Here is a 26,694-nt window from a genome sequence, read left to right as displayed (position 1 = left end):
CCGGCAGGGTATTTCGGTATTCTGCCAAGGGATCACGGGTAGGAGCCGCTTATGAGCCAAAATACGCTGAAAGTTAACGAGTTACATGAAGATGCTGAATTCGATGAGAATGGAGTCGAGGTTTTTGACGACAAAGCGCTGGCAGAGGAAGAAACCACCGACAGCGACTCGCTTGATGACGAGTTGCTATCACAAGGATCTGCCCAGCGTGTGCTGGATGCCACTCAGCTCTATCTGGGAGAAATCGGTTATTCGCCTCTGCTGACTGCTGAAGAAGAAGTTTATTTCGCCCGTCGGGCACTGCGCGGCGATGTTTCCTCTCGTCGCCGCATGATCGAGAGTAACCTGCGGCTGGTGGTCAAAATTGCCCGCCGCTATAACAATCGCGGTCTAGCTTTGCTGGACTTGATTGAAGAAGGCAATCTCGGTCTGATCCGTGCTGTTGAGAAATTTGATCCTGAACGTGGGTTCCGTTTCTCAACTTACGCCACCTGGTGGATCCGTCAGACCATTGAACGGGCCATCATGAATCAAACCCGCACCATCCGTTTGCCTATCCATATTGTTAAAGAGCTGAATGTCTATCTGCGTACCGCCCGTGAGTTGTCACACAAGCTTGACCACGAGCCGAGCGCGGAAGAGATTGCTGAAAAGCTGGATAGGCCGGTTGATGATGTGAACCGTATGCTGCGTCTTAATGAGCGCATCACCTCGGTGGATACACCGCTGGGGGGCGATTCAGAAAAGGCATTGCTGGATATTCTGGCCGATGAGAAGGATAACGGCCCGGAAGACACCACGCAGAATAACGATATGAAGCAGAATATCGTGAAATGGCTGTTTGAGTTAAACGCCAAGCAGCGAGAAGTGCTGGCGCGTCGCTTTGGCCTGCTGGGCTATGAAGCGGCAACGCTTGAAGATGTCGGCCGTGAAATTGGTTTAACCCGTGAGCGGGTGCGCCAGATTCAGGTAGAAGGGTTGCGCCGCCTGCGTGAAATATTACAGATGCAGGGCCTGGATATCGAAGAGCTGTTTCGTGAATAAGGCGTGAGTGTAAACTGAATCCTGTTTCCTGAGGCCGAATATTATACGTTCATAAAAAATGGTGAGCTATCCCATAATGCTTGTCATTTAAGCCTTTGAAGGAGGCCGCAACGGATAACGTTGCGGCCTCTTTTTTTACCGCTCTGGGGTAATGATGTGCTCTTCGTTCCGGCAGGGCCAACCCTGGGGTCATTGCCATTATCTCTTTCATTATTCGCGGGATTTTTTCCGGTGTCACACCCGCACCCGGTAACAGGCTTAACGGACTTTTCGCCATCTGTGCCATCATGAACCTCAGAAGATTGTAGGACAGCGCTACTTCCCACAGCGTCTGGCGCACACGCTCCGGTTTTTTGCCGTTGAGCGCTTTGCTGATAAGCCTTGCTGTCAGCAAAGTCCGTTCCAGTCAGACAGGGGCGTTTTCTCAAACATTAACCGGACGACGTCTTCACTGTGTCGCTGGTCAATCAGTTCAGGAGAAAGGCGGTTTGAAAGAGCCGCGAACGCCTGAGGAGTAAACGGGGGGATGGTGCCCAAAACCTGGCTGAGAAGCATAAAAAATCCGTAATCCTTGAGAGATTACGGATTCTTGCAGAACTGCCGGATCGTTCAACCGATCATTTTTGTCTTAACTGATCGGCATTAGGGCTATCCCACCGTTTTTATGTCTAACGCTTTATGCCAGCATGTGTGTTTAGCGAGCACACTGCGATGACAGAAATTCGACAACCTCACTGGCTTTAATCATCTCTTTTTCACCTTTGCGACGATGTTTATATTCAATTTCATCGTTATCAAGGTTTCTGTCGCCAATGACGATGGTGTGCGGAATACCGATAAGCTCCATATCGGCAAACATCACACCCGGTCGCTCTTTACGATCATCAAGCAGTACCTCAATGCCCTTGGCACGCAACTGCTGATAAATATTTTCGGCTGCTTCCTGCACGCGGAATGACTTGTGCATGTTCATCGGCAGAATGGCGACCTGGAAAGGTGCGATGGCATCGGGCCAGATAATGCCGCGATCATCGTGATTTTGCTCAATGGCGGCGGCAATCACACGCGTCACACCAATACCGTAACATCCCATGGTGATCACCTGATTGCGGCCATCTTCACCTTGCACGGTTGCTTTCAGCGCTTCGGAGTATTTCTTACCCAACTGGAATATGTGGCCAACTTCAATGCCGCGTTTAATCAGCAAGGTGCCTTTGCCATCCGGGCTGCGGTCGCCTTCGACCACATTGCGAATATCTGCCACCTGCGGCAGTGCCACATCACGCTCCCAGTTAATGCCGAAGTAATGTTTGCCATCAATATTGGCACCGGCACTGAAATCGCTCATAGCGGCGACAGTCCGGTCAATGATGACCGGTACCGGCAGATTGACCGGCCCCAGCGAGCCCGGCCCGGCTTTCACGACGGCACGGATTTCGTCTTCGCTGGCGAAGGTCAGCGGGCTGGCAACCTGTTCCAGTTTTTCTGCTTTCACTTCGTTCAGTTCATGATCGCCGCGTACCAGCAGTGCCACCAGCGCATGGCCGCTTTCTTCGGTGGCTTTGACCAGTAACGTCTTAACGGTTTTTTCCACTGGCAGGTTGAATTGTTCAACCAGCTCGGCGATGGTTTTGGCATTTGGCGTATCCACCAGCGTCATCGCTTGTGTGGCCGGTGCACGTTCATGGGCAGGGGCTACCGCTTCGGCCAGCTCAATGTTGGCGGCGTAATCCGATTCCGTAGAGAAGACGATGTCATCTTCACCGCTGCTTGCCAGCACCTGGAATTCGTGTGACGCGTTGCCGCCGATAGAGCCGGTATCCGCCTGTACTGGACGGAAGTCGAGATCCATGCGGCTGAAAATTTTGCTGTAAGCGGCATACATGGCCTCGTACGTCACCTGCAACGATTCCTGAGAGGTATGGAATGAATAAGCATCTTTCATCAGGAATTCGCGTGCGCGCATAATGCCGAAACGCGGGCGAACCTCGTCACGGAACTTGGTCTGAATCTGGTAGAAATTCAGCGGCAACTGTTTATAAGAGCTAATTTCATTACGGATAAGGTCGGTGATGACCTCTTCATGTGTTGGGCCGAGCACGAACGGACGTTCGCCACGGTCAACAAAGCGCAGTAATTCGGGGCCATACTGCTCCCAGCGCCCGCTTTCCTGCCACAGGTCAGCAGGCTGGACAACCGGCATCGAAATTTCGATGGCACCGGCGTTATTCATTTCTTCACGCACGATGTTTTCGACTTTCTTCAGTACCCGTAATCCGGTAGGGAGCCAGGTATAAAGGCCGGAGGCCAGTTTACGAATCATCCCGGCGCGTAACATCAGTTGATGACTGATGACTTCGGCATCGGCAGGCGTCTCCTTGAGCGTGGAGAGCATATATTGACTTGTACGCATGGTGATTGAGTTCCGTCAGAACAGAGAAATCGCATTTGCCACGTCAGTGGCTCGGGCAGAAAAAGTGGTTTAGTTTACCAGTGCAGGCCGCTGCCCAAAAGGCGCGGCCACATTTTTTAGCCTGGATCCAGACTAATGACGGTAGTACACCCCTGTATAACCTGCCAGCGCACGTTGAATTCCAGCAGTCGCGCAGCATAGATTTTGCTGTCATCGTCATTCTTGCGATACGCCGGACGCGGGTCTTGTGCCAGCACTTGTGTAATGAAACGCCGCAAATGAGGGGAGATATGCTGGTGTTGCATCAGTTGCTGTTCTGCCAGTGAGGAGAAGGTTACCGGCATATCAGCATCGGGTGCGTGTTGAGCAAAACCCGCACTCGCCTGTGGCTGGCTTTCGGCGAAGGGCAGATAGGGTTTGATATCAATCACCGGTGTGCCATCGACTAAATCCAGGCTACCCAGCTTCAACACGACGCTTTCCCGGGTTATCTCAACGCCATGCAATTCCACCAGCGACATGCCAATAGGATTGGGGCGGAATGTCGAGCGTGTAGCAAACACACCCATACGGGTATTACCGCCTAACCGCGGTGGCCTGACGGTTGGCCGCCAGCCCCCTGCGGCTGTCTGGTGGAAAATAAACAGCAGCCAAAGGTGGCTGAATGCTTCGATACCGCGCAGCGCGTCAGGCTGGTTGTAGGGTGCCAGCAGATGTAATTCACCACCGCCATCCTGAATCAAACCGGGCTGCCGTGGAACCGCAAATTTTTCTTTATAAGGTGAGCGGATAATGCCTATCTGATTAAAACAAAAGGATGTCATTGTGCAGAAACTTTTAGCGCGGTGCCCTGGCAAATGGCCTGGCGATAACATCCCGCCACATTGCTGACAATCTGGCAGTCGTGCAATAACACGGCATTAGCTTTCATGGTGGTGGCGCGGCTTTGCATTTTTCTGCGGGCAGAGGGAATACTGGGTGGCGTATCTTGTGCGCTGGACTGGCAGGATGACCCGGACACTTCCCCTAAATCACGAAACGGCTTGCCTACCAATTCTTCCGCACTTTTATACAGGACGGCAGGCGCTGTATGCGTGACTGGTTTTGCCGGTTTCGGCGCGGGCTCCACGGCTATCGGAGGCTGTGGTTGTGGCGCAGGCTCGGCGGGTTTATGCATCAAAGAACATCCTGTTAATGACACAGCCAATAGCAGAACAGGTACAGCACGCATAAATTTTCCTCTGGCTTGGATAAAGTGCGGTTATTGAATCAAGCAATACAAAAAATAACAAGACGGGCAGATACCCGTCTTGTTGCTGTTTTTGCGAAACCAGCCAGTGTTAATTTACCAGCCTTTTACTGCACCGCCATTAAACACTTTCAGGGCAGCCTGATTCACTTCGTCGGACTGATAAGCCTTGACGAATTTCTTCACATTTTCCGCATCTTTATTGTCTTCGCGGGCAACCAGTAGGTTGACATACGGAGACTCTTTGTTTTCGACAAACAAACCGTCTTTCGCTGGCGTCAGGTTGATCTGGCTGGCATAGGTGGTGTTAATAATTGCCAGCGCAATCTGGTCATCATCCAGTGAGCGTGGCAATTGCGGTGCTTCCAGCTCAACCAGCTTCAGGTTTTTCGGGTTTTCGGTAATATCCAGCGCCGTTGGCAGCAACCCGACATTATCTTTAAGTTTAATCAGCCCGACTTTTTGCAGCAACAACAGCGAGCGGCCCAGGTTAGTTGGGTCATTCGGTAACGCTATCTGTGCGCCGTTTTGCAGTGCATCAAGGGATTTGATTTTTTTAGAATAGCCTGCGATCGGATAGACAAACGTGTTGCCAACAGAAACCAGCTTATAACCACGATCTTTAATTTGCTGATCGAGATAAGGCTTATGCTGGAAGGCGTTCAGGTCGATATCACCTTTGCTCAGCGCCTCGTTTGGCAGAACATAATCATTAAATGTCACCAGCTCGACATCCAGACCATATTTTTCTTTCGCCACTTTCTGAGCGGCTTCAGCCACCTGCTGTTCAGCGCCGACAATCACACCGACTTTGATATGATTCGGGTTTTTCTGCTCTTGACCACAACCAGCCAATGCCAGTGCTCCAATTAGCGCACCCACTGCCGCAAGCGATTTCAGTTTAATTGCCATTTTCCTACCTCTGTTTAAACGTTTTAACCTGCACTGAGAAAATAGATACGACATCACGTCATCATTTATGAGTGACGGCACGTACCGCTTTGTCACCAATCAATTGAATCAGATAAACCAGCACAACCAGTAAAATCAGCACGGTATTCATCACTACCGCGTTGTAGCCAACATATCCGTACTGATAACCAATTTGTCCAAGACCTCCAGCACCGACAGCGCCGCCCATTGCGGAATAACCCACCAGCGTGATCAGCGTAATGGTGGCCGCGTTGATAAGCCCAGGCAGCGCTTCTGGCAACAGGATTTTGCGGATGATTTGCAGTGGCGTTGCACCCATGGCACGGGCGGCCTCAATCAGTCCCGCAGGGATTTCCAGTAAGGCATTTTCCACCATGCGCGCAATAAACGGCGCGGCCCCAACGGTTAAGGGGACAATCGCCGCCTGTAAGCCGATAGCGGTGCCGACAATGATGCGGGTAAATGGGATCATCCACACCAGTAAAATGATGAAAGGAATAGAACGGAAAATATTCACCAGCGCCGAAATACTGCGATAAAGCTTCGGATTGGCAATAATCTGCCCCGGACGGGTGATATAAAGCAGTACACCAATAGGCACGCCCAGCACAAAACCAAAAAAGCCGGAGAGCAGCGTCATGACAACTGTTTCCCAGACGCCACGCGCCATTAACCACATCATGGCCTCAGACATAACCCAGTACCTCTATATTCACATGATGTTGCTGCAAGAATGTAATCGCTGCCTGAATATCAGGCTCCTGGCCGTGCATTTCAGCCAACATGATGCCGAATTTTACGCCACCGGCATAATCCATCTGCGCGCTGATAATGTTGTTATTAACATGAAATTTTCTGGCTACTTCCGACAACAATGGCGCATCAACAGACTGGCCGGTAAATTCCATACGTAGTAGTGGAACGCTATTGTCACGCGGTGTTGTGGACAAGCGTTGCTGGTAGTCATCTGGAATATCCAAATGCAGCGTTGATTGAATAAATTTTTGCGCCAGCGGTGTTTTCGGGTGTGAGAACACTTCACTCACGGTGTCTTGCTCAATCAATTTGCCATTACTAATAACAGCGACCTGATCGCAGATGCGTTTCACCACATCCATCTCGTGGGTAATAAGCAAAATGGTCAGCCCAAGACGGCGATTAATATCTTTTAACAGTTCCAGAATAGAGCGTGTAGTGGCAGGGTCGAGCGCGCTAGTTGCCTCATCACACAACAGCACTTTCGGGTTGCTTGCCAATGCACGCGCGATTGCTACCCGCTGTTTCTGGCCACCAGAAAGGTTGGCCGGGTAGGCATCGTGTTTTTCCGACAGCCCGACCAGTGCTAACAACTCTTGAACCCTTCGGGTGATTTCGGCAGATGGCGTGTTATCGAGCTCTAGCGGTAATGCCACATTACCGAAAACCGTACGTGAAGAAAGCAGGTTGAAGTGCTGAAAAATCATACCAATTTGTCGGCGCGTACGCGTGAGTTGCCTTTCTGACAAGCTCATCAGGTCTTGTCCATCAATCAGCACCTGACCCCGCGTTGGTTTTTCCAGCAGGTTGACACAGCGAATCAATGTACTTTTACCTGCGCCCGATGCGCCAATCACACCATATATCTGGCCTGCGGGAACACGAAGAGTAACCTCATCCAGAGCAGTGACGATGCGCGCTTTTTGTTGAAAAATCTTTGTAACATTAATGAGTTCAATCATAAGTTTTATCAAAAATGGCGATGGCCGCATAAGAAATCATGATAGTTCGGCCTGATATGATGGGATGTTAAGGCGTCTAGACGTCTAAGTCAATCAAGAACCCACCGGGCATGGCATTCTCCCTGATGAGTAAAACATGCGATACTAAGATAAATTCAGGTATCAGGAGTAGACGTTAGTGGCAAGCCGTGTTCCAGCAATCTTTCTTGACCGTGACGGTACGATTAATGTCGACCACGGTTATGTCCATGAAATCGATCAGTTCCAGTTCATTGATGGTGTTATTGATGCACTGCTCGAATTAAAACAAATGGGCTATGCCTTGGTTTTGGTGACGAACCAGTCGGGTATTGCTCGTGGCAAGTTTAGTGAAGCCCAGTTTGAAACCCTGACCGAGTGGATGGACTGGTCACTGGCTGACCGAGGGGTCGATTTAGATGGTATCTACTATTGCCCGCATCACCCTGATGCCGGTGAAGGCGAATACCGTCAACACTGTCATTGTCGTAAACCTCAGCCGGGTATGTTGCTTGATGCTCAACAGCATCTACATATAGATATGACGGCATCTTATATGGTTGGTGATAAAGTTGAAGATATGCTGGCAGCCCAAGCAGCGGGCGTGGGAACGAAAGTGTTGGTCAGAACAGGAAAACCGGTAACAGAAGAAGGCGAAAAATTGGCCGACTGGGTGATTGATAGCCTGTCTGTACTGCCTAGGATGATAAAACAGAGCAAAAAATAGCCGGAAAGATGTAAAAGTGCGCGCCTGGTAATTTTTTTGCAATTAGGGCTTGTCAGCCCGCAGGAAGTCCCTATAATGCGCCTCCACTGACACGGCAACAGCGGTAACGCAACGCGGTGTCAGCGAAGAAGAAACGAAAAAAAAGCGTTGACTCTTCATGAGGAAAGCGTAGTATACGCCACCTCGCGACAGCAGGCTCAGGCCGGTCGCACTGCTCTTTAACAATTAATCAGACAATCTGTGTGGGCACTCGCAGGACACTTCGCAAAAACTTTTGTGAAAGTCTTGAAGAGTGACAACAGTTAATTCATTACGAAATAACAGTAAATTCTTTGAGCACGTTTTCTTCGGAAAACACAATCAAACTTAAATTGAAGAGTTTGATCATGGCTCAGATTGAACGCTGGCGGCAGGCCTAACACATGCAAGTCGAGCGGTAGCACAAGGGAGCCTGCTCCCTGGGTGACGAGCGGCGGACGGGTGAGTAATGTCTGGGAAACTGCCTGATGGAGGGGGATAACTACTGGAAACGGTAGCTAATACCGCATAACGTCTTCGGACCAAAGAGGGGGACCTTCGGGCCTCTTGCCATCGGATGTGCCCAGATGGGATTAGCTAGTAGGTGGGGTAAAGGCTCACCTAGGCGACGATCCCTAGCTGGTCTGAGAGGATGACCAGCCACACTGGAACTGAGACACGGTCCAGACTCCTACGGGAGGCAGCAGTGGGGAATATTGCACAATGGGCGCAAGCCTGATGCAGCCATGCCGCGTGTGTGAAGAAGGCCTTCGGGTTGTAAAGCACTTTCAGCGGGGAGGAAGGGAACAGGCTTAATACGTCTGTTCATTGACGTTACCCGCAGAAGAAGCACCGGCTAACTCCGTGCCAGCAGCCGCGGTAATACGGAGGGTGCAAGCGTTAATCGGAATGACTGGGCGTAAAGCGCACGCAGGCGGTCTGTTAAGTTGGATGTGAAATCCCCGGGCTTAACCTGGGAACTGCATTCAAAACTGACAGGCTAGAGTCTCGTAGAGGGGGGTAGAATTCCAGGTGTAGCGGTGAAATGCGTAGAGATCTGGAGGAATACCGGTGGCGAAGGCGGCCCCCTGGACGAAGACTGACGCTCAGGTGCGAAAGCGTGGGGAGCAAACAGGATTAGATACCCTGGTAGTCCACGCTGTAAACGATGTCGATTTGGAGGTTGTGCCCTTGAGGCGTGGCTTCCGGAGCTAACGCGTTAAATCGACCGCCTGGGGAGTACGGCCGCAAGGTTAAAACTCAAATGAATTGACGGGGGCCCGCACAAGCGGTGGAGCATGTGGTTTAATTCGATGCAACGCGAAGAACCTTACCTACTCTTGACATCCAGCGAACCTTGTAGAGATACGAGGGTGCCTTCGGGAACGCTGAGACAGGTGCTGCATGGCTGTCGTCAGCTCGTGTTGTGAAATGTTGGGTTAAGTCCCGCAACGAGCGCAACCCTTATCCTCTGTTGCCAGCACTTCGGGTGGGAACTCAGGGGAGACTGCCGGTGATAAACCGGAGGAAGGTGGGGATGACGTCAAGTCATCATGGCCCTTACGAGTAGGGCTACACACGTGCTACAATGGCGTATACAAAGAGAAGCGACCTCGCGAGAGCAAGCGGACCTCATAAAGTACGTCGTAGTCCGGATTGGAGTCTGCAACTCGACTCCATGAAGTCGGAATCGCTAGTAATCGTAGATCAGAATGCTACGGTGAATACGTTCCCGGGCCTTGTACACACCGCCCGTCACACCATGGGAGTGGGTTGCAAAAGAAGTAGGTAGCTTAACCTTCGGGAGGGCGCTTACCACTTTGTGATTCATGACTGGGGTGAAGTCGTAACAAGGTAACCGTAGGGGAACCTGCGGTTGGATCACCTCCTTACCGAGTGAAGAGCCTGCGTGGTGTCCACACAGATTGTCTGATGAAGTAAAAGAGTCAAAAGCGTCTTGCGAAGCTGACAAGAGATGTCCCCTTCGTCTAGAGGCCCAGGACACCGCCCTTTCACGGCGGTAACAGGGGTTCGAATCCCCTAGGGGACGCCAATGACAAGACAGGTGAGTGAAAGTCACGGTCAGGGATATCCCGAAGATAACCTAAAGCTGATTAGCAATAGTCAGGTTTACGTTATCTTGCTCTTTAACAATCTGGAACAAGCTGAAAAATTGAAACGACAGCATGTGTATGAGAATGCATGTGTTGTTCGAGTCTCTCAAAAACTTGCATCCCGAAACACCTTCGGGTTGTGAGGTTAAGCGACTAAGCGTACACGGTGGATGCCTAGGCAGTCAGAGGCGATGAAGGGCGTGCTAATCTGCGATAAGCGTCGGCAAGGCGATATGAGCCGTTATACCCGACGATACCCGAATGGGGAAACCCAGTGTGTTTCGACACACTATCACACACTGAATTCATAGGTGTGTGAGGCGAACCGGGGGAACTGAAACATCTCAGTACCCCGAGGAAAAGAAATCAACCGAGATTCCCCCAGTAGCGGCGAGCGAACGGGGAGGAGCCCAGAACCATCATCGGCGTGTGTGTCAGTGGAAGCGTCTGGAAAGGCGCACGGTACAGGGTGACAGTCCCGTACACGAAGATGCACAGGCCGTGAGTTCGACGAGTAGGGCGGGACACGTGGTATCCTGTCTGAACATGGGGGGACCATCCTCCAAGGCTAAATACTCCTGACTGACCGATAGTGAACCAGTACCGTGAGGGAAAGGCGAAAAGAACCCCGGCGAGGGGAGTGAAATAGAACCTGAAACCGTGTACGTACAAGCAGTGGGAGCCTTGATTTATCAGGGTGACTGCGTACCTTTTGTATAATGGGTCAGCGACTTATATTCTGTAGCAAGGTTAACCGAATAGGGGAGCCGCAGGGAAACCGAGTCTTAACTGGGCGTTAAGTTGCAGGGTATAGACCCGAAACCCGGTGATCTAGCCATGGGCAGGTTGAAGGTTGGGTAACACTAACTGGAGGACCGAACCGACTAATGTTGAAAAATTAGCGGATGACTTGTGGCTGGGGGTGAAAGGCCAATCAAACCGGGAGATAGCTGGTTCTCCCCGAAAGCTATTTAGGTAGCGCCTCGTGAATTCATCTTCGGGGGTAGAGCACTGTTTCGGCTAGGGGGCCATCCCGGCTTACCAACCCGATGCAAACTGCGAATACCGAAGAATGTTATCACGGGAGACACACGGCGGGTGCTAACGTCCGTCGTGAAGAGGGAAACAACCCAGACCGCCAGCTAAGGTCCCAAAGTCATGGTTAAGTGGGAAACGATGTGGGAAGGCCCAGACAGCCAGGATGTTGGCTTAGAAGCAGCCATCATTTAAAGAAAGCGTAATAGCTCACTGGTCGAGTCGGCCTGCGCGGAAGATGTAACGGGGCTAAAACCATGCACCGAAGCTGCGGCAGCGACACTATGTGTTGTTGGGTAGGGGAGCGTTCTGTAAGCCTGTGAAGGTGGCCTGTGAGGGCTGCTGGAGGTATCAGAAGTGCGAATGCTGACATAAGTAACGATAATGCGGGTGAAAAACCCGCACGCCGGAAGACCAAGGGTTCCTGTCCAACGTTAATCGGGGCAGGGTGAGTCGACCCCTAAGGCGAGGCTGAAAAGCGTAGTCGATGGGAAACAGGTTAATATTCCTGTACTTGGTGTTACTGCGAAGGGGGGACGGAGAAGGCTATGTCATCCGGGCGACGGTTGTCCCGGTTTAAGCGTGAAGGTGGGTGGACCAGGCAAATCCGGTCTGCTGTCAACACTGAGGCGTGATGACGAGGCACTACGGTGCTGAAGTGACAGATGCCCTGCTTCCAGGAAAAGCCTCTAAGCATCAGGTAACATTAAATCGTACCCCAAACCGACACAGGTGGTCAGGTAGAGAATACTCAGGCGCTTGAGAGAACTCGGGTGAAGGAACTAGGCAAAATGGTGCCGTAACTTCGGGAGAAGGCACGCTCCTGTGGGTGAAGTCCCTCGCGGACGGAGCTGACGGGAGTCGCAGATACCAGCTGGCTGCAACTGTTTAATAAAAACACAGCACTGTGCAAACACGAAAGTGGACGTATACGGTGTGACGCCTGCCCGGTGCCGGAAGGTTAATTGATGGGGTCAGCCGCAAGGCGAAGCTCTTGATCGAAGCCCCGGTAAACGGCGGCCGTAACTATAACGGTCCTAAGGTAGCGAAATTCCTTGTCGGGTAAGTTCCGACCTGCACGAATGGCGTAATGATGGCCAGGCTGTCTCCACCCGAGACTCAGTGAAATTGAACTCGCTGTGAAGATGCAGTGTACCCGCGGCAAGACGGAAAGACCCCGTGAACCTTTACTATAGCTTGACACTGAACCTTGAGCCTTGATGTGTAGGATAGGTGGGAGGCTTTGAAGTGTGGACGCCAGTCTGCATGGAGCCGACCTTGAAATACCACCCTTTAATGTTTGATGTTCTAACCTGGGTCCGTAATCCGGACTGGGGACAGTGTCTGGTGGGTAGTTTGACTGGGGCGGTCTCCTCCCAAAGAGTAACGGAGGAGCACGAAGGTTAGCTAATCCTGGTCGGACATCAGGAGGTTAGTGCAAAGGCATAAGCTAGCTTGACTGCGAGAGTGACGGCTCGAGCAGGTGCGAAAGCAGGTCTTAGTGATCCGGTGGTTCTGAATGGAAGGGCCATCGCTCAACGGATAAAAGGTACTCCGGGGATAACAGGCTGATACCGCCCAAGAGTTCATATCGACGGCGGTGTTTGGCACCTCGATGTCGGCTCATCACATCCTGGGGCTGAAGTAGGTCCCAAGGGTATGGCTGTTCGCCATTTAAAGTGGTACGCGAGCTGGGTTTAGAACGTCGTGAGACAGTTCGGTCCCTATCTGCCGTGGGCGTTGGAAGATTGAGGGGGGTTGCTCCTAGTACGAGAGGACCGGAGTGAACGCACCACTGGTGTTCGGGTTGTCATGCCAATGGCACTGCCCGGTAGCTACGTGCGGAAGAGATAACCGCTGAAAGCATCTAAGCGGGAAACTTGCCCCGAGATGAGTCTTCCCTGGGAACTTGATTCCCCTGAAGGGACGTTTAAGACGAAGACGTTGATAGGCTGGGTGTGTAAGCGCAGCGATGCGTTGAGCTAACCAGTACTAATGACCCGAGAGGCTTAACCTTACAACACCGAAGGTGTTTTAGAGAGACGGAAAGAAGAGATTCAGCTTGTTCAGAGATTGGTTCGGGTGGTTGTGTGTAAGCGAAAGCGGAGCATGACGGCCGGAATGAAACGAATTTGCCTGGCGGCGACAGCGCGGTGGTCCCACCTGACCCCATGCCGAACTCAGAAGTGAAACGCCGTAGCGCCGATGGTAGTGTGGGGTCTCCCCATGCGAGAGTAGGGAACTGCCAGGCATCAAACAGAGCGAAGGGCCCGGTCGAAAGACCGGGCCTTTTGTTTTTTATGGTTTTTGTGTGGTTTTACACCCGTTGTATGCTTTTTGCGGTAACGGTTTAACTCTGCGGCGGCCACTGCGCTGGTTTTGGCCGCCTTGTTTCGCGTGGTGTTATCTTGGTTGTAAATCGTTTTCCGCCCCCCGCTCTCCTGCCTGTACGTTGTTTATCTATATTGGTATCTGGCTGTAGTTATTGTTATTAATATAATGCTGTCAATATATTGATGTATCGTGTCTGTTGGCTTTTCTCTGCTATAAGTAATTACTGGATAGCAGATGATAAGGATAGGCAGAGATGAATACAATAAAACCTCAGGATAGAAATCTGGCTGCTGGTACCCGTCAGCGCATTTGGGCAATAGTGGGCGCTTCATCAGGTAATTTGGTGGAGTGGTTTGATTTTTATGTTTATTCATTTTGTTCGCTTTATTTTGCGCATGTCTTTTTCCCTACAGGCAATAGCACTACACAACTGTTGCAGACTGCGGGTGTTTTTGCCGCAGGCTTTTTGATGCGGCCAATCGGTGGGTGGTTATTTGGCTATATCGCCGATAAACATGGTCGTAAAAAGTCTATGTTAATTTCGGTATGTATGATGTGCTTCGGGTCGCTGGTCATAGCCTGCCTTCCTGGCTATGACAGTATTGGTGTCTGGGCTCCTGCATTGTTGCTAATTGCTCGTTTATTTCAGGGCCTGTCCGTCGGTGGTGAATATGGTACCAGCGCTACCTATATGAGCGAAGTGGCAGTAGCCGGGCGTAAAGGTTTTTATGCTTCTTTTCAGTATGTCACGTTAATTGGTGGCCAATTATTGGCGTTACTGGTTGTCGTTATTTTACAGCAGGTACTCTCTGATGTGGAATTACGCTCATGGGGATGGCGTATTCCATTTGCTTTAGGTGCTGCGTTGGCGGTAGTCGCATTATTTTTACGACGTTCGCTTAATGAAACGTCTGATGATAATACGCGTTCACGTAAAGATGCCGGATCATTACGTGCATTGTGGCAAAACCGTCGGGCATTTATTATGGTTTTAGGGTTCACTGCCGGTGGTTCACTCAGTTTTTATACCTATACCACGTATATGCAAAAGTATCTGGTAAACACGGTAGGCATGGGTACTAAATCAGCCAGTAATTTAATGACGCTGGCGTTGTTTGTTTTTATGTTGCTCCAGCCTTTATTTGGTGCATTATCGGACAAAATAGGCCGTCGCCGCTCTATGTTGTGTTTCGGTGCTCTCTCTGCATTGCTGACCGTGCCGATTCTCTCAACGCTACATAGTGTTACTGATCCGTTATTGGCATTTTCGCTGATTATGCTCGCACTGGTTATTGTAAGCTTTTATACCTCAATCAGCGGTATTCTTAAGGCAGAAATGTTCCCTCCTGAGGTTCGCGCATTAGGTGTTGGCTTATCATATGCTGTAGCGAATGCTTTATTCGGTGGCTCAGCGGAATACGTTGCGTTGTTATTAAAATCGTGGGGAACAGAGTCCAGCTTTTTCTGGTACGTCTCTATGATGGGCGCATTGGCATTTTTGGTTTCACTGGGGCTGCATCATAAAGGTAAAGGTGAAACGCTATAATTTGCCAATGATTATGTGTAGATCTCACGTTTCAGAACGTTAGCCTTTCAGAAAAATGTAGCCGATGTGGTACACCGGCTATATTTCTAATGACTTATCACAATATGCGACTGATTAGGCGATCTATACGGATACGGCGCAAGCGGCGGATAAGTTTCCTGACTTTTACCGGATATTGCGCGATGCTTTGCAATTGCTCATAGTGTGATATCACCTGAGTATGTGTGCGGATGCAATCAAGCTCTTGTTGCCGCTGGAGTTGGAGTTTTTGCTCAGGGTCGTGAATAAGAATGGCATTTTCGAGATCCAGACGCCAGGCGCGCGGATTTAAATTATTGCCGGTGAGCAATTGCCATTCTTCATCAATCCACATCCCTTTTAGATGAAAACTGTTATCGCCATTTTTCCACAGTCGTATAATCAACTGGTTGTTATCAATATATTTTTGTAACCGACTCATGAAACGCCGTAAATTGGTTTCATACAGATAAGGCAGGATACCAATAATTCTGAACGGTTGATCTTCTGGGATAAAAAAATCATTCGCTGTCTTATCGCCAATAATAATTTCAATTTGCTTGCCATTGCGTAGCAGGCGAATGACGTTGCGTACCAGTAGCGCGGGCAGATTGAAATAAGGCGTACACATAATAAGGCGCTGCTCGGTACAGTACATCAAATGATGAATGGTTTGATTCAGCGGACTCTGTTTACCCAACCCAACCAGTGGGGTGACGGTCAGTTGATGGTTGTTATCACCAACATTGGGTATTGAATACGTTGTGGAACGCAGCGCATGGCGAAACTGGCGGATATCATTTTTAATCTCTACTGTTTTAGGGCGAACAGTGCTGTCGAGCCGCTGCACGGCAGAGGCAGTCAATAACTCTTGTACATACCGGGCCATGACATCTGCCAGCGTGGCATTATTAATCAGTTGATAGCGGTCATAACGGTATTTTTCATGCTGATGGAGATAAACATCATTCAGGCTGGCACCGCTATAGAGTACGGTATCATCAATAATGAACCCTTTCAGGTGCAGGACGCCGAGCGCTTCGCGGGTGTTGACCGGAACACCATAGACAGGTAGCGGCGCGTCGCTATGCTGTTGCGCCATTTCAGCGTACCAGTCGGCATTGGTACTGGCGGCGGCGGCACCAATACGCCCGCGCTGCGCACGGTGCCAGTCAACCAGCACAGCAATTTCCAGCGATGGACACTGGCGTTTAGCCTGATAGATAGCGGATAAAATCGCCTCGCCGCCATCATCGTGTTCTAAATACAACGCCACCACATAGATACGTTTTTTGGCCTGGAGAATCCGTTCTGTCAGCGTGGTACGGAAAAGTGCCGGGCTGTACAACGTCTGAACGTCGTCGGCAGACTGAGGGATCTTAGGCAGTTGTGCAAGGTGTTGTTGATATTTGATTCGCTTGAGTTTTGACAACATCACAGTGCGATTCTTCTCTCATCGTAGGATGACCGGGGGGTCATAATAAACGTTAAGGCATAGCCGAATCGGGCGATAATACCACTACTTGGCGGGCGTTGTGAGCAGGTTTTGCTGCTTGTGGCGAGATCTTGCGCGCATCTGGGCGCTTTTATCTGACACATTATGGCGTGGTCAGCGGCAATTCCAGCGTGACAATCCCGTCTTCCAGTTGTACGTCCACACTGAACCCCAGTTTTCTTGCCAGCGTAATCATCCCCTGATTATGCGGCATGGTAATACCATTGAGCCGGTTAAGGCCGTGTGTCCGTGCATAATCAATCAGCTTTGCCAGTAGTTTTCTGCCAAGCCCCAGGCCTTTTAAATCAGAGCGTACCAATACGGCAAATTCTGCACTGATGTTATCCGGGTCAGCAATGGCGCGTGTCACACCGATGATTTCATTGTTGCCATTAACATCAGGCCGCAGGGCGATAAACGCCATTTCTCGGTCATAATCAATCTGCGTCATGTTTGCCAAATCATCATGGGTAAATTCATTGATCTCACTAAAATACCGGTAGTAGAGATCTTCACGGGTGACTTTACTGATAAAACGCTCCAGCAGCGGTTCGTCTTCGGGCAGAATGGGGCGAAACAAACAGGTTGTTTCGTCTTTTAACTGCACATTCTCTTCCAGCTCTTGTGGGTAAGGGCGAATGGAAAGGCGAGATTGTGGGTCGCCACGAAAGGCAGCCAAATGCAGCGTGACATCCAGCAACGTGAACTCTGCGCCATTCGCCAGCAGCGGATGAATATCCAGCCGCGTAATTTCCGGGCAATCCAGAATCAGGTTGGAAACCTGCACCAGCAAGCGGCTAAATGCTGAAATATCAAGGGGTTTTAGCGCATTGCGGCTACGTATCTTGCCGCTTTTTAGTGCCTGGACAATCAGGTAACGTGCCAGTGCCATATTGAGCGGCGGGAGCGCCACGGCGGCCTGTGTTTCCCGGTGCCATTGTGTTCCCCCTTCTCCCAGCAAGATGACCGGGCCGAAAATGGCATCCTGCTCGACGGCAATGCGCAGCTCCAGAGCGCCGGTTCGGTTAGCCATGCCTTGTACTACCAGTCCGTCAATGCGTGCCTGAGGGGTGCTCTGGCGTGCTCTCTCCAGCATGGCTTCTGCGGCCAGTTGCACCTCTCTGGCGTTTTGCAGGTAAAGCATTACCCCCTGAATTTCCGATTTATGGGGAATATCGGGTGAGCGCAGTTTCAGCGCGACGGGATAGCCAATTTTTTCAGCAATATACACCGCTTCTGTGCTGTCACTGGCAATCCAGGTTGGCAGGGTATTCAGGCCATAGGCTTGCAGGATCGGCTGCACTTCGTGAGTATCAAGCTGGGTTGCGCCTTCCTGCAAGGCCTGATTGATTAACTGATGTGCTTGCGCCGTATTGGCGCTGAGATCAGGCGGCAGCGAGGGGGTTTCCTTGAGCTGTTTCTGATTACGGCGATACTCGACGATATGCATAAATGCAGTAACCGCCCCTTCCGGTGTGCGGTAGGTAGGGATGCCAGCTTCGTTAAACAGTCGCCTTGCTTCCTGCGAGGAAAATTCGCCACACCAGTTGGTTAACAACGTAATACGCTTGCCGCGCGGGTGCTGCTGTAACAGTTGAATGATGTGCTGCGCACTCTCGGTGCCAGGGGCGGCGGCACTGGGGGCATGAATCAGCAGCAGGGCATCATAGTCATCGCTGTCAAGGAGTGTGGCGACGGTGGCCTGATAGCGTGCTGGCGTCGCATCATCGCGCAAATCCAGCGGATTACTGATGGTGACGGTATCGGGTAATACCGCGCGAAGTGCCTGCCGGGTTTCCTCGCTCAGGGGCGCGAGCTTGCCTTGTCTGGCAATCAACTGGTCGAGTGATTGTGCCGCCGGAGACGCGCCGTTGCTGACTATCAGCAGCCGTTCTCCGCGTAGCGGGCGCAAGTGGCTCAGGGTTTCTACCGCAGAGAACAGCTCGTGGGTATCCTGCACTCGCAGTAACCCCGCACGCTGAATGGCGGCATCGTAGGCGGCATCCATTCCATGCTCAGCGCCGTGCAGCAGTTGTTGCGCCTGCTGGCTGCGGCCGCTTTTGATAACCAGAATCGGTTTATTGCGTGATGCGCTGCGTGCGGAAGACAAAAAGCGCCGGGCATCGCTGATGTGTTCAAGATGCAGCAGAATAGCGCTGGTTTTGCCGTCTCGAGCCAGAAAATCGAGCAGGTCATCCACATCGATATCTATGCTGTCGCCAAGGGCAATAAAGTAGGAAAAACCGATGCCTCGCTGTTGTGCCCAGTCAAGTACGGTATTCGACACCGCCGCCGATTGAGAGATAAACGCCAGCTTGCCTTTGAGAATCGGCACGGGGGAAAAACTGGCGTTAAGCCCTTGCCAGGGAGCCAGCAAGCCGAGGCTGTTCGGGCCAAGCAGCCGCATGGCATAACGGGCGGCGCAGGTTTTTAATGCCGGAAATTGTGCGGGAGGAGCGGAGAGGATAATCACGGTCTTACACCCCCGCTCTCCCAACGCTTCAAGCAGCGACAGGTTGCGCTCCGCCCGGGTACAGATAACCGCAAGGTCCGGTGTCATCGGCAGGCTGGCGACATTCGCATAGGCCAGCACACCACACACCGCGCGGTATTTGGGCGTGACAGGCAGCACCGGGCCGTTGAAACCGCCATCAAGCAGGTTACGCATCATCAGGAATCCGGCACGCCCCGGCTTTTCTGAGGCACCGATGACGGCAATAGTACGGGGGCGTAATAATGCTTCTAATCCACGCTGACTCATCCGCAACTCCTGTTAGACGATACCAGATACCCTGTTGTTATCGGATATCGGAGAAAGACACCCGATGGATGTTAGACGTCTGTTGGCGTTTGCGCTGTGACCGTCGGTAAAATTTTCTTTTTTGCGTGATGAGCTTTGCCTGCCAGGTAATGCTGGCGAAAGCGGTCAAAATGGCTGGCCAGTGCGTGGGCTGCCCCGGTATCACCGGCTTGTTGCAGCAGTGCAATGGCGATTTCGGCCGTGCAATGCTGGCCTGCCATACTCGCTTCACGCAACTGGTAACACGAAAGCGCGTCCACACTCAATGAGAGAATGGGTAATGCATCCAGATAAGGGCTTTTGCGAAACATTTTACGTGCTTCCGGCCAGGTGCCATCCAGCATGACAAAGAGCGGTGGTTTGCCGCTTGCGGGCAGGTGATGATGAATTTCCCGGCCCGGTTCGTCACCGTCCGCCAGAAACACCAGCCACGGTTGATAGGCTTCGCTTTGTAACAGCTGCAATAACAGGGGGTCAGGCGTGGTGCGTGACCATAAAAACGCTGTGGTATCCGGCAGAATGTCGGCAATCAGCCTGCCGGTGTTGCTGGGTTTCATCGGTTCGGTATCGAACATCACCAGACAAAAACGGCTGCGGGCGGGATGGGGCGAGAGTGTTTCACACAGGCAGTGAACCTGTGGCAGCAGGCAGCGCTGGCAGCGGATGACGCGGCTGCCTCGGGCACGAAAAGGTCGGGTAGAGAGCGCAAGGCGCTGCTGGCGCAGTTGCAGGACAGCGTTACCGGTCATGATATTCCGCCGAAAAGCGCCATTCTAAACGACTGTGCGGCCTGGCAGAAGCCCCGGCACGGCGATAGCCGGCGGGGCAACCCTAAACCCGTTGCGCTAGAGTGATTCGGCAAGCCAGCTTTCAAACTGTGGCTTAGGCAGTGCGCCACCAAGCATATCGACCAGTTGCCCCTGCCGGAACAGCATAATGGTTGGAATAGTGCGAATGCGAAAACGGGCGCTGAGCTCGGGCTCGTCTTGTGTATTGACTTTGATAAAACGGATTTTCTCGCCGTTTTCGTGGGCAACATGTTCAAAGACCGGGGCAAAATTAACGCAAGGCCCACACCAGGGAGCCCAGAAATCGACCACCACCGGCAGCGAGTCTTGCAGTAGCTTATCCAGTGTTTTTTCTGTCGCGTTGATGACTTCACCGCTAAACAGCGCCTCGCCACAACGTCCGCATTTGGCATGCGAATGGGCCTGAGTCGTGTTGTCAGGCAGGCGGTTGGTGGCGTGGCAAGATGAACATACCGTATTCATAAGCAAACCTCGAATAACAAAAACGGAACAAAACCTGTACAGTTAACGCCTGAGTACATGAGCAGGAGCAAGGCGGTAAGGGGAGTCAGTATGGTGAGGTGGCGTTATCACCACAAGGCGTTTTACCCAATGGTTATAATAGTGTGGAACTTTTATGATCGGGCCGGTGGCTAACTGGGTGGACATAGGGTAATCTTCGCGCCCTGCGTGTAGGGGGAGAACAAGATGAGCGATGCATTAAGTGGGAAAGGCGGTAAGGTCCGTGTCATGTACGTTCGCAGTGACGATACTGCGGACGATAAAAGCAGTAAAACGAAGCGGCCTGCCGATAAACGCCGTGGTGGTGAAGGGGAAAACCGTTCTCACCATAAAGGGCGTGACGGTGGCGCGCGTGGCGGACGAGATAATGCCGGTGGCGGTGCGAAGTGGCGTGGCGAGTCAGACCGGCGTGAGCGCCCGGTGCGTCGTGATGCCGCCGACCGCGTGGACTCTCCGTGGAAGACCGTCTCCCGCCCATCAGATGACACACCGGATCACGGTGGCATCAGCGGCAAAAGCCAGATTGATCCCGAGCAGTTGCGGCGTCAGCGCACGGAAGAGACCCGTGTCTATGGCGAAAATGCCTGCCAGGCGCTGTTTTTAAGCCGCCCGGAGTCGATTGTTCGCGGCTGGTTTTTGCAGGAAGTGACCCCCCGTTTTCGTGAAACGCTGCGCTGGATGGCCGCAAACCGCAAAGCATACCATGTGGTTGATGAAGATGAACTGACCCGGGCATCCGGCACTGAACATCACGGTGGCGTCTGTTTTATCATCAAAAAACGCCGTGGCCTGGATGTCGCCACGTACCTGAAAACCGCCGGGGAAACCGACTGTGTGCTGGCGCTTGAAGATGTCGGCAACCCGCATAATCTGGGTGGCATTGTACGTAGCTGCGCGCATTTTGGTGTCAATGGCGTGATGGTGCGTGATGCGGCCATGCTGGAGTCTGGCGCAGCCGTGCGTACGGCAGAAGGCGGAGCCGAGCATGTAAAAGCCATCAATTCCGATAACCTGATTGAGGAATTGGCGCAGTTCCGCGCGGCAGGATATACCATCGTTACCACCTCCAGCCACAAAGGAAGCCGTTTATCACAGGTAGAATTACCGGCCAAAACGGTGATTGTGCTCGGGCAGGAAGGGGATGGCCTGTTAGATAGCACCTGGCAGCAGGGCGATATGAAAATCTCCATTGACGGCACCGGTAAGGTCGAAAGCCTGAATATTTCAGTCGCAACCGGTATTCTGCTGGCGCAATGGTGGCGGCAGAACCACGAGTAAGTACGCAGGCCTGCATCAAAAAACAAGGTGGCGTATGCCTAATGCTTGTCAGTTAAGCCTTTGAAGGAGGCCGCAACGGATAACGTTGCGGCCTCTTTTTTACCGCTCTGGGGTAATGACGTGCTCTTCGTTCCGGCAGAACCAATCCCGGGGTCATCGCCATTATCTCTTTCATTATTCACGGGATTTTTCCCGGTGCCACACCCGGTAACAGGCTCAACTGACTTTTCAGATACAGCGCTGACTGTTTAAAACTCATCTGATAAGGCTCCACACCTTTCAGGCTATACGCCATCTGTGCCATCATGAACCTCAGAAGATTGTAGGACAGCGCCACTCCCCACCGTTCCTGACGCACAAGCTCCGGTTTTTTGCTTCTTACCGTTAGCTCATTATTCAGCAGATGTTGTTTCATCTCCCTGAACCCATGCTCTATTTCCCGGCGATGACTGTACAGCTCCACAATATCCGATTTTGGATACCTCAGCGGGTCACACATGGAGGTCAGTATCTGTACCACCTTGCCGTTGAGCGCTTGGCTGACAAGCCTTGCTGTCAGCGTCAGCGTCAGCGTCTGCGGCGCGAGCGGCCATTTTTTCTTCGCCTGTGGCGATAACGATAATTCCACCAGTTCCTGCCCGGCACCTGACTTGCGTACAACACGGTACTGAGCGCCTTTACGCAGTGGCAGCATCCAGTGCCTTTCCGTTCCGGTGAGACAGGGGTGTTTTCTCAAACCACAGGCGCTGAGTTTTCTCAAACATTAACCGGACGACGTCTTCACCGGGTCGCTGGCGAGCCTGAACAACGGCACTGGGCGCGACAAAGGGTCGTTTCCCCGGCAGCAGAATGTCCAGATGAGACACGAGCTGGTTCATTGAATGGGAACGAAAAAGTGACATTCCCATCACGGCTCAGACCATCATTTCCATCGACAGTCGGCGTTTACGTAATGTGACCACGCCGGTATCGGCAAGGCACTCATCAATCAGTTCAGGAGAAAGGCGGTCTGAAGGGACTGCGAACTCCTGAGGAGTAAATGGGTGGAGGGTGTCCAACGCCTGGCTGAGAAGCATAAAAAATCCGTAATCCTTGAGAGATTACGGATTCTTGCAGAACTGCCGGATCGTTCAACCGATCATTTTTGTCTTAACTGATCGGCATTAGGCGTATGCCACCTTATTTTTTTGTCAGCGTTGACTCACCTTAACCCCGGCAAAGACTCAGTGTGCGCCACCGGCTGAATGGCTGCCAAATGGGGGTTTGGCAAACCAGACCAACACAATCAGCACCACAAAAACCCCGGCGGAGAGCCAGAAGATCTCATTTGCGCCAATGATAAGCCCTTGTGCTGTCACCTGCTGGGCCAGATAACCGGACACCTGTTGCTGGCTCATCCCCATCGCCTCAAGTTGCTGATAGGTTTGCTGCGCCACCGGGTTATAAGGGTTGATAGCCTCTGTCAGGTGTTCATGATGCAGTGCTTCGCGCCGCTCCCACAGCGTGGTGGTGATGGATGTCCCAATCGAGCCTGCCAATGTACGGGCGAAATTGAACAGGCTGGAGGCGGCGGCCATGCGCTCAGGCGGCAGGCCGGAGAGGGTAATGGTGGTCAGCGGCATAAAGAAGCACGCCACGGCAAACCCCTGAACGAATTGCGGCCAGGCCGATGCGCCGAAATCCATTGCCGGTTCAAAGGTATAAGCACGCCAGTAGAAACAGACGGCATACATGATAAAACTGAACGTCACCAGACGGCGCATATCCAGTTTATGCATGAACTTGCCGATGATGGGTGAGAGGAGAACCGGCATCAATCCGACGGGAGCGGAAGCGAGCCCGGCCCAGGTGGCGGTGTAGCCAAACACCACCTGAAGCAACTGTGGCAACAGCACAATCGCCCCGAAGTAGAGCATAAAGGCGAGACTGGTACACAGGCAGCCAATGGTGAAGTTCCGCATCTTGAACAGTGACAAATCCACCACCGGATGGTCGTCCGTCAACTCCCATACCACCAGCACCGACAGTGACACCACCGCCACGGCGGCCAGCACTATTATTTCGGTGGAGTTGAACCAGTCCAGCTCTTTGCCCCTATCCAGCATCATTTGCAGGCTACCGATACCGGCGGCCAGCAGCACCAGCCCCATGCTATCAATGGGGCGGATTTCCGTTTTAGTCTCGCGCCCGCGCAAGGTTTGCAGCGTGACCAGCACCACCAGAATGCCGAGCGGCACATTGATGAAAAAGATCCATCCCCAGTGGTAATTGTCACTGATAAAGCCGCCCAGAATCGGGCCGAAAATAGGGGCCACGACCACGGTCATCGACCACAGTGCCAGCGCAATACCGCGCTTGGCAGGCGGGTAGTTATTGAGCAGCAGGCTTTGCGACAGCGGAATAATCGGCCCGGCGACCAGCCCTTGCAGCATCCTTGAGAAGATAAGCATCTCCAGGCTGGTAGACATGCCACACAGCCAGGAGGTGAGGGTAAAGAGGGCAGTAGCCCAGACAAACAGCCGTACTTCACCAAAGCGTTTGGCCAGCCAGCCAGTAATCGGAATGGAGATAGCATTGGCTACCCCAAACGAGGTGATGACCCAGGTACCCTGTGAGTTGGAAGCTCCCAGATTCCCGGCAATCGTCGGTATGGCCACGTTGGCGATGGTGGAGTCCAGCACCTGCATAAACGTGGCCAGTGACAGGGCGATGGTCATCAGAGCCAGCGTCATTCCTTCAAGCGGTTTTCTCATCACGCAGCTCTCCCTGGCGTTCAGTCCGCGTTGTCACTGATGATACGGGCAATCAACTGGTCAACCGGTGCCAGCTCCAGCTCCAGCGCATCGCTTTGGTAGGCGGGCGTATTGCGCGGCGTATCGGCCAATACTTTGCCTTCGCTATTGGCGGTATCCACGTTAACCAGCATCGACAAACCAATACGCAGCGGGTTGTCTGCCAGTTGTCGGGCATCAAGCTCAATACGTACCGGCAGACGCTGTACCACTTTAATCCAGTTGCCGGTGGCATTTTGGGCAGGCAGCAGTGAGAAGGCGCTGCCGGTGCCCATGTCGAGCCCGACCACTTTGCCTTTGTACACGACTTTGTCGCCATAGACGTCACTGATGACGGTCGCTGGCTGGCCGATGCGCATATTGGCTAACTGGGTTTCTTTGAAATTGGCATCAACCCAAAGTGGTGCGGCCGGGACGACGGCCATCAGTGCTGAGGTGCTGCCAATTCTGGCCCCCACCTGCACACTACGGCGCGAGACATAACCCTCAACCGGGCTGACGATATGGGTACGTTTGAGCGCCAGCCACGCGCTGCGCAGGTCAGTTGCCGCCTGAGCGATTGCCGGTTGTTGTTCCAGCGGCGTGTTTAACACCAATGCCTGTGTGGCGGCGTATTGATGTTTGGCCGCCTCCAGCGAGGCTCTGGCGCTGGCAACCTGATCGCGGGCGTGTTGCAGGTCTTCGCGGCCAATTGCGTTAGCGCGCCCCAGCACTTCACGGCGATTGAGGTCATTTACCGCTTTATCGAGCGCGATTTGTTGCAGTTCGATATTCGCTTGGTACTGGCGCACGTTGATCATCTGCTGGTGCACCTGACGCACACTATTGGCCAGCGTGGTTTGTGCGCGGGCAAAGGCCTGCTCGGCATCAGTCGGGTCAAGTTCGACCAGCACGTCGCCTTTTTTAACCACATCCGTATTATCTACATTGACGCGGATAACACTGCCGCTGACCTGCGACATAATTTGCACCTGATTGCCTGCAACATAGGCATCGTCCGTTTCCTGGTGGTGTTGCAACACCAAATACCAATAGGCAAACCAGATACAACCGATAAAGATGAACACTATCATTAATAGCGTCAGCATCCCTTTGCGCGATTTTTTCGCTTTATGCGGCGTGGCAGAGGGGGTCTGACTTTCCACGTTGGCACTCATAATTCTCTCCTGATTAACGTTCTTTTTTTGCGGCCTTTCATGGCCTTTCGATTGCCGTTCATGGCGACATCATGGCTGTGGTGGTGACGAATACAACGCAACCTGCAAACCACGAGGGTTTGCAGGGTAACGAAAAGAGTGGTCTGTGTCGGTGCTGCTACAGGTGCTAAACGCCGTTTTGTTCCATTTCATCCAGGCGTAACAGCAATTTGCGCATCAGCCCGTCCAGTTGTTCTCGTTCGTTGTCTTCAAGCACAGAGCAAAGAATATGCAGGCTGCGATGCTGCGGCGGCAGCAACTCATCGAGAAACGCTTTGCCTTTTTCTGTCATGTACAGGTAAAGGCAGCGGCGGTCGCTGTCGCTTTCACGCCGCTCAATCCAGCCGCGTTTTTCCAGTTCATCCGCGATGCGGGTGGCATTGGTACGAGAGGAGCCAAGCGCGGCGCTCAGCTCTGACGGCTGGATACAGTAATTCTCCTGTGACTCCAGTGTAATCAGCGCCATGAACAGGGTTTCATTGATATCCTGCTCTTTAAGCATTTGATTACGGTGTTCCAGTATTTTGGTTTGCATATGCAAAAACAAACGCAGCAGCATTACTTCCTTGAGCGGAAAATCAGGGCGGCGTGAAGCCCGCATACGTAGCATATCTTCAATTGGGGCGAATGAACTTTCCATAGATGTCAACCTCATT

At 52.3% G+C, this 26,694-nt stretch carries 18 protein-coding genes, 1 tRNA gene, 3 rRNA genes and 1 pseudogene; 8 read left to right on the top strand and 15 right to left on the bottom strand.

Annotated elements, in window-relative coordinates:
- Window positions 1-51: 51 nt before the first annotated feature.
- Window positions 52-1,044 (top strand): RNA polymerase sigma factor RpoS, encoded by a 993-nt coding sequence (gene rpoS / locus DAQ1742_RS16020; RefSeq protein ID WP_035343847.1) that lies wholly within the window; start codon window positions 52-54, stop codon window positions 1,042-1,044.
- 49 nt (window positions 1,045-1,093) lie between these two features.
- Here the strand turns inward: rpoS and DAQ1742_RS16015 are convergent, their stop codons facing one another.
- The 7 genes from DAQ1742_RS16015 to metN all read right to left on the bottom strand — a co-directional run bounded on the left by DAQ1742_RS16015 (window position 1,094) and on the right by metN (window position 7,357).
- The gene (locus tag DAQ1742_RS16015; protein ID WP_051124114.1) at window positions 1,094-1,438 is read right to left on the bottom strand and encodes a hypothetical protein; all 345 of its coding nucleotides are present in this window, start codon (window positions 1,436-1,438) and stop codon (window positions 1,094-1,096) included.
- A gap of 300 nt (window positions 1,439-1,738) precedes the next feature.
- Window positions 1,739-3,457: a proline--tRNA ligase gene (proS, locus tag DAQ1742_RS16010; protein ID WP_035343844.1), complete on the bottom strand. Its 1,719-nt coding sequence runs from the start codon at window positions 3,455-3,457 to the stop codon at window positions 1,739-1,741.
- 116 nt (window positions 3,458-3,573) lie between these two features.
- Window positions 3,574-4,281, bottom strand: coding sequence for a tRNA (N6-threonylcarbamoyladenosine(37)-N6)-methyltransferase TrmO (gene tsaA, locus DAQ1742_RS16005; protein WP_035343842.1), 708 nt, complete (start codon window positions 4,279-4,281; stop codon window positions 3,574-3,576).
- Complete coding sequence (gene rcsF / locus DAQ1742_RS16000; RefSeq protein ID WP_035343840.1) at window positions 4,278-4,688, bottom strand: Rcs stress response system protein RcsF; 411 nt, start codon at window positions 4,686-4,688, stop codon at window positions 4,278-4,280. The genes tsaA and rcsF overlap by 4 nt, the downstream gene beginning before the upstream one ends.
- A 114-nt stretch (window positions 4,689-4,802) precedes the next feature.
- Window positions 4,803-5,618: a MetQ/NlpA family lipoprotein gene (locus DAQ1742_RS15995; RefSeq protein ID WP_035343838.1), complete on the bottom strand. Its 816-nt coding sequence runs from the start codon at window positions 5,616-5,618 to the stop codon at window positions 4,803-4,805.
- Window positions 5,619-5,679: 61 nt separating this feature from the next.
- Window positions 5,680-6,333: a methionine ABC transporter permease MetI gene (locus DAQ1742_RS15990; RefSeq protein WP_035343836.1), complete on the bottom strand. Its 654-nt coding sequence runs from the start codon at window positions 6,331-6,333 to the stop codon at window positions 5,680-5,682.
- Complete coding sequence (metN, locus tag DAQ1742_RS15985) at window positions 6,326-7,357, bottom strand: methionine ABC transporter ATP-binding protein MetN (protein ID WP_035346277.1); 1,032 nt, start codon at window positions 7,355-7,357, stop codon at window positions 6,326-6,328. Before metN ends, DAQ1742_RS15990 begins: the two co-directional genes overlap by 8 nt.
- A 178-nt stretch (window positions 7,358-7,535) precedes the next feature.
- Between metN and gmhB the strand changes: the two genes are divergently transcribed.
- The 6 genes from gmhB (at window position 7,536) to DAQ1742_RS15955 (ending at window position 15,149) form a co-directional block, all read left to right on the top strand.
- Entirely contained in the window at window positions 7,536-8,102 is a 567-nt protein-coding gene (gmhB, locus tag DAQ1742_RS15980) for a D-glycero-beta-D-manno-heptose 1,7-bisphosphate 7-phosphatase (RefSeq protein ID WP_035343834.1), read from the top strand.
- Window positions 8,103-8,470: 368 nt separating this feature from the next.
- Window positions 8,471-10,012 (top strand): 16S ribosomal RNA (locus DAQ1742_RS15975).
- Between the two features lie 85 nt (window positions 10,013-10,097).
- Window positions 10,098-10,173: transfer RNA gene (locus DAQ1742_RS15970), tRNA-Glu, on the top strand.
- 204 nt (window positions 10,174-10,377) lie between these two features.
- A 23S ribosomal RNA gene (locus DAQ1742_RS15965) occupies window positions 10,378-13,286 on the top strand.
- 118 nt (window positions 13,287-13,404) lie between these two features.
- A 5S ribosomal RNA gene (gene rrf / locus DAQ1742_RS15960) occupies window positions 13,405-13,520 on the top strand.
- The 16S, 23S and 5S rRNA genes sit together here with 1 tRNA gene alongside, the layout of an rRNA operon.
- 336 nt (window positions 13,521-13,856) lie before the next feature.
- Window positions 13,857-15,149, top strand: coding sequence for an MFS family transporter (locus DAQ1742_RS15955; protein WP_035343832.1), 1,293 nt, complete (start codon window positions 13,857-13,859; stop codon window positions 15,147-15,149).
- A 97-nt stretch (window positions 15,150-15,246) separates the two neighbouring features.
- Here the strand turns inward: DAQ1742_RS15955 and pssA are convergent, their stop codons facing one another.
- The 4 genes from pssA to trxC all read right to left on the bottom strand — a co-directional run bounded on the left by pssA (window position 15,247) and on the right by trxC (window position 20,733).
- A complete protein-coding gene (gene pssA / locus DAQ1742_RS15950; protein WP_035343830.1) occupies window positions 15,247-16,602 on the bottom strand; it encodes a CDP-diacylglycerol--serine O-phosphatidyltransferase in 1,356 nt (451 codons plus the stop codon).
- Window positions 16,603-16,765: 163 nt separating this feature from the next.
- Complete coding sequence (locus DAQ1742_RS15945; protein ID WP_035343828.1) at window positions 16,766-19,423, bottom strand: bifunctional acetate--CoA ligase family protein/GNAT family N-acetyltransferase; 2,658 nt, start codon at window positions 19,421-19,423, stop codon at window positions 16,766-16,768.
- Between the two features lie 71 nt (window positions 19,424-19,494).
- Complete coding sequence (locus DAQ1742_RS15940) at window positions 19,495-20,211, bottom strand: tRNA-uridine aminocarboxypropyltransferase (RefSeq protein WP_035343826.1); 717 nt, start codon at window positions 20,209-20,211, stop codon at window positions 19,495-19,497.
- Between the two features lie 96 nt (window positions 20,212-20,307).
- Window positions 20,308-20,733 carry a thioredoxin TrxC gene (gene trxC, locus DAQ1742_RS15935; protein WP_035343824.1) on the bottom strand — a complete coding sequence of 142 codons (426 nt, stop codon included), beginning with the start codon at window positions 20,731-20,733 and terminating at the stop codon, window positions 20,308-20,310.
- Window positions 20,734-20,958: 225 nt separating this feature from the next.
- Between trxC and DAQ1742_RS15930 the strand changes: the two genes are divergently transcribed.
- Window positions 20,959-22,050 carry a tRNA/rRNA methyltransferase gene (locus DAQ1742_RS15930; protein WP_035343822.1) on the top strand — a complete coding sequence of 364 codons (1,092 nt, stop codon included), beginning with the start codon at window positions 20,959-20,961 and terminating at the stop codon, window positions 22,048-22,050.
- A 52-nt stretch (window positions 22,051-22,102) separates the two neighbouring features.
- On the opposite strand, the pseudogene DAQ1742_RS15925 reads toward DAQ1742_RS15930, so the two are convergent.
- The 4 genes and pseudogenes from DAQ1742_RS15925 to mprA form a co-directional block, all read right to left on the bottom strand.
- A pseudogene (locus tag DAQ1742_RS15925) lies at window positions 22,103-23,126 on the bottom strand (transposase domain-containing protein).
- A gap of 147 nt (window positions 23,127-23,273) precedes the next feature.
- On the bottom strand, window positions 23,274-24,806 hold the full coding sequence (gene emrB / locus DAQ1742_RS15920; protein ID WP_035343820.1) for a multidrug efflux MFS transporter permease subunit EmrB: 1,533 nt from the start codon (window positions 24,804-24,806) through the stop codon (window positions 23,274-23,276).
- Between the two features lie 17 nt (window positions 24,807-24,823).
- The gene (emrA, locus tag DAQ1742_RS15915) at window positions 24,824-25,999 is read right to left on the bottom strand and encodes a multidrug efflux MFS transporter periplasmic adaptor subunit EmrA (RefSeq protein WP_035343818.1); all 1,176 of its coding nucleotides are present in this window, start codon (window positions 25,997-25,999) and stop codon (window positions 24,824-24,826) included.
- Window positions 26,000-26,165: 166 nt separating this feature from the next.
- Window positions 26,166-26,678 carry a transcriptional repressor MprA gene (mprA, locus tag DAQ1742_RS15910; protein WP_035343816.1) on the bottom strand — a complete coding sequence of 171 codons (513 nt, stop codon included), beginning with the start codon at window positions 26,676-26,678 and terminating at the stop codon, window positions 26,166-26,168.
- Window positions 26,679-26,694: the final 16 nt, after the last annotated feature.

This window comes from Dickeya aquatica (assembly GCF_900095885.1).
Taxonomy (GTDB): domain Bacteria; phylum Pseudomonadota; class Gammaproteobacteria; order Enterobacterales; family Enterobacteriaceae; genus Dickeya; species Dickeya aquatica.
The sequence above is the reverse complement of the archived record's forward strand: the minus strand, read 5'-3'. Positions and strand labels throughout refer to the sequence as shown.

Coding starts and splice junctions, on each gene's coding strand:
- DAQ1742_RS15945 (WP_035343828.1), bottom strand. CDS start 19,423: ATGAGTCAGCGTGGATTAGAAGCATTATTACGCCCCCGTACTATTGCC.
- rcsF (WP_035343840.1), bottom strand. CDS start 4,688: ATGCGTGCTGTACCTGTTCTGCTATTGGCTGTGTCATTAACAGGATGT.
- metN (WP_035346277.1), bottom strand. CDS start 7,357: ATGATTGAACTCATTAATGTTACAAAGATTTTTCAACAAAAAGCGCGC.
- DAQ1742_RS15955 (WP_035343832.1), top strand. CDS start 13,857: ATGAATACAATAAAACCTCAGGATAGAAATCTGGCTGCTGGTACCCGT.
- DAQ1742_RS15990 (WP_035343836.1), bottom strand. CDS start 6,333: ATGTCTGAGGCCATGATGTGGTTAATGGCGCGTGGCGTCTGGGAAACA.
- tsaA (WP_035343842.1), bottom strand. CDS start 4,281: ATGACATCCTTTTGTTTTAATCAGATAGGCATTATCCGCTCACCTTAT.
- pssA (WP_035343830.1), bottom strand. CDS start 16,602: ATGTTGTCAAAACTCAAGCGAATCAAATATCAACAACACCTTGCACAA.
- trxC (WP_035343824.1), bottom strand. CDS start 20,733: ATGAATACGGTATGTTCATCTTGCCACGCCACCAACCGCCTGCCTGAC.
- emrA (WP_035343818.1), bottom strand. CDS start 25,999: ATGAGTGCCAACGTGGAAAGTCAGACCCCCTCTGCCACGCCGCATAAA.
- proS (WP_035343844.1), bottom strand. CDS start 3,457: ATGCGTACAAGTCAATATATGCTCTCCACGCTCAAGGAGACGCCTGCC.
- mprA (WP_035343816.1), bottom strand. CDS start 26,678: ATGGAAAGTTCATTCGCCCCAATTGAAGATATGCTACGTATGCGGGCT.
- DAQ1742_RS15940 (WP_035343826.1), bottom strand. CDS start 20,211: ATGACCGGTAACGCTGTCCTGCAACTGCGCCAGCAGCGCCTTGCGCTC.
- rpoS (WP_035343847.1), top strand. CDS start 52: ATGAGCCAAAATACGCTGAAAGTTAACGAGTTACATGAAGATGCTGAA.
- DAQ1742_RS15930 (WP_035343822.1), top strand. CDS start 20,959: ATGAGCGATGCATTAAGTGGGAAAGGCGGTAAGGTCCGTGTCATGTAC.
- DAQ1742_RS15995 (WP_035343838.1), bottom strand. CDS start 5,618: ATGGCAATTAAACTGAAATCGCTTGCGGCAGTGGGTGCGCTAATTGGA.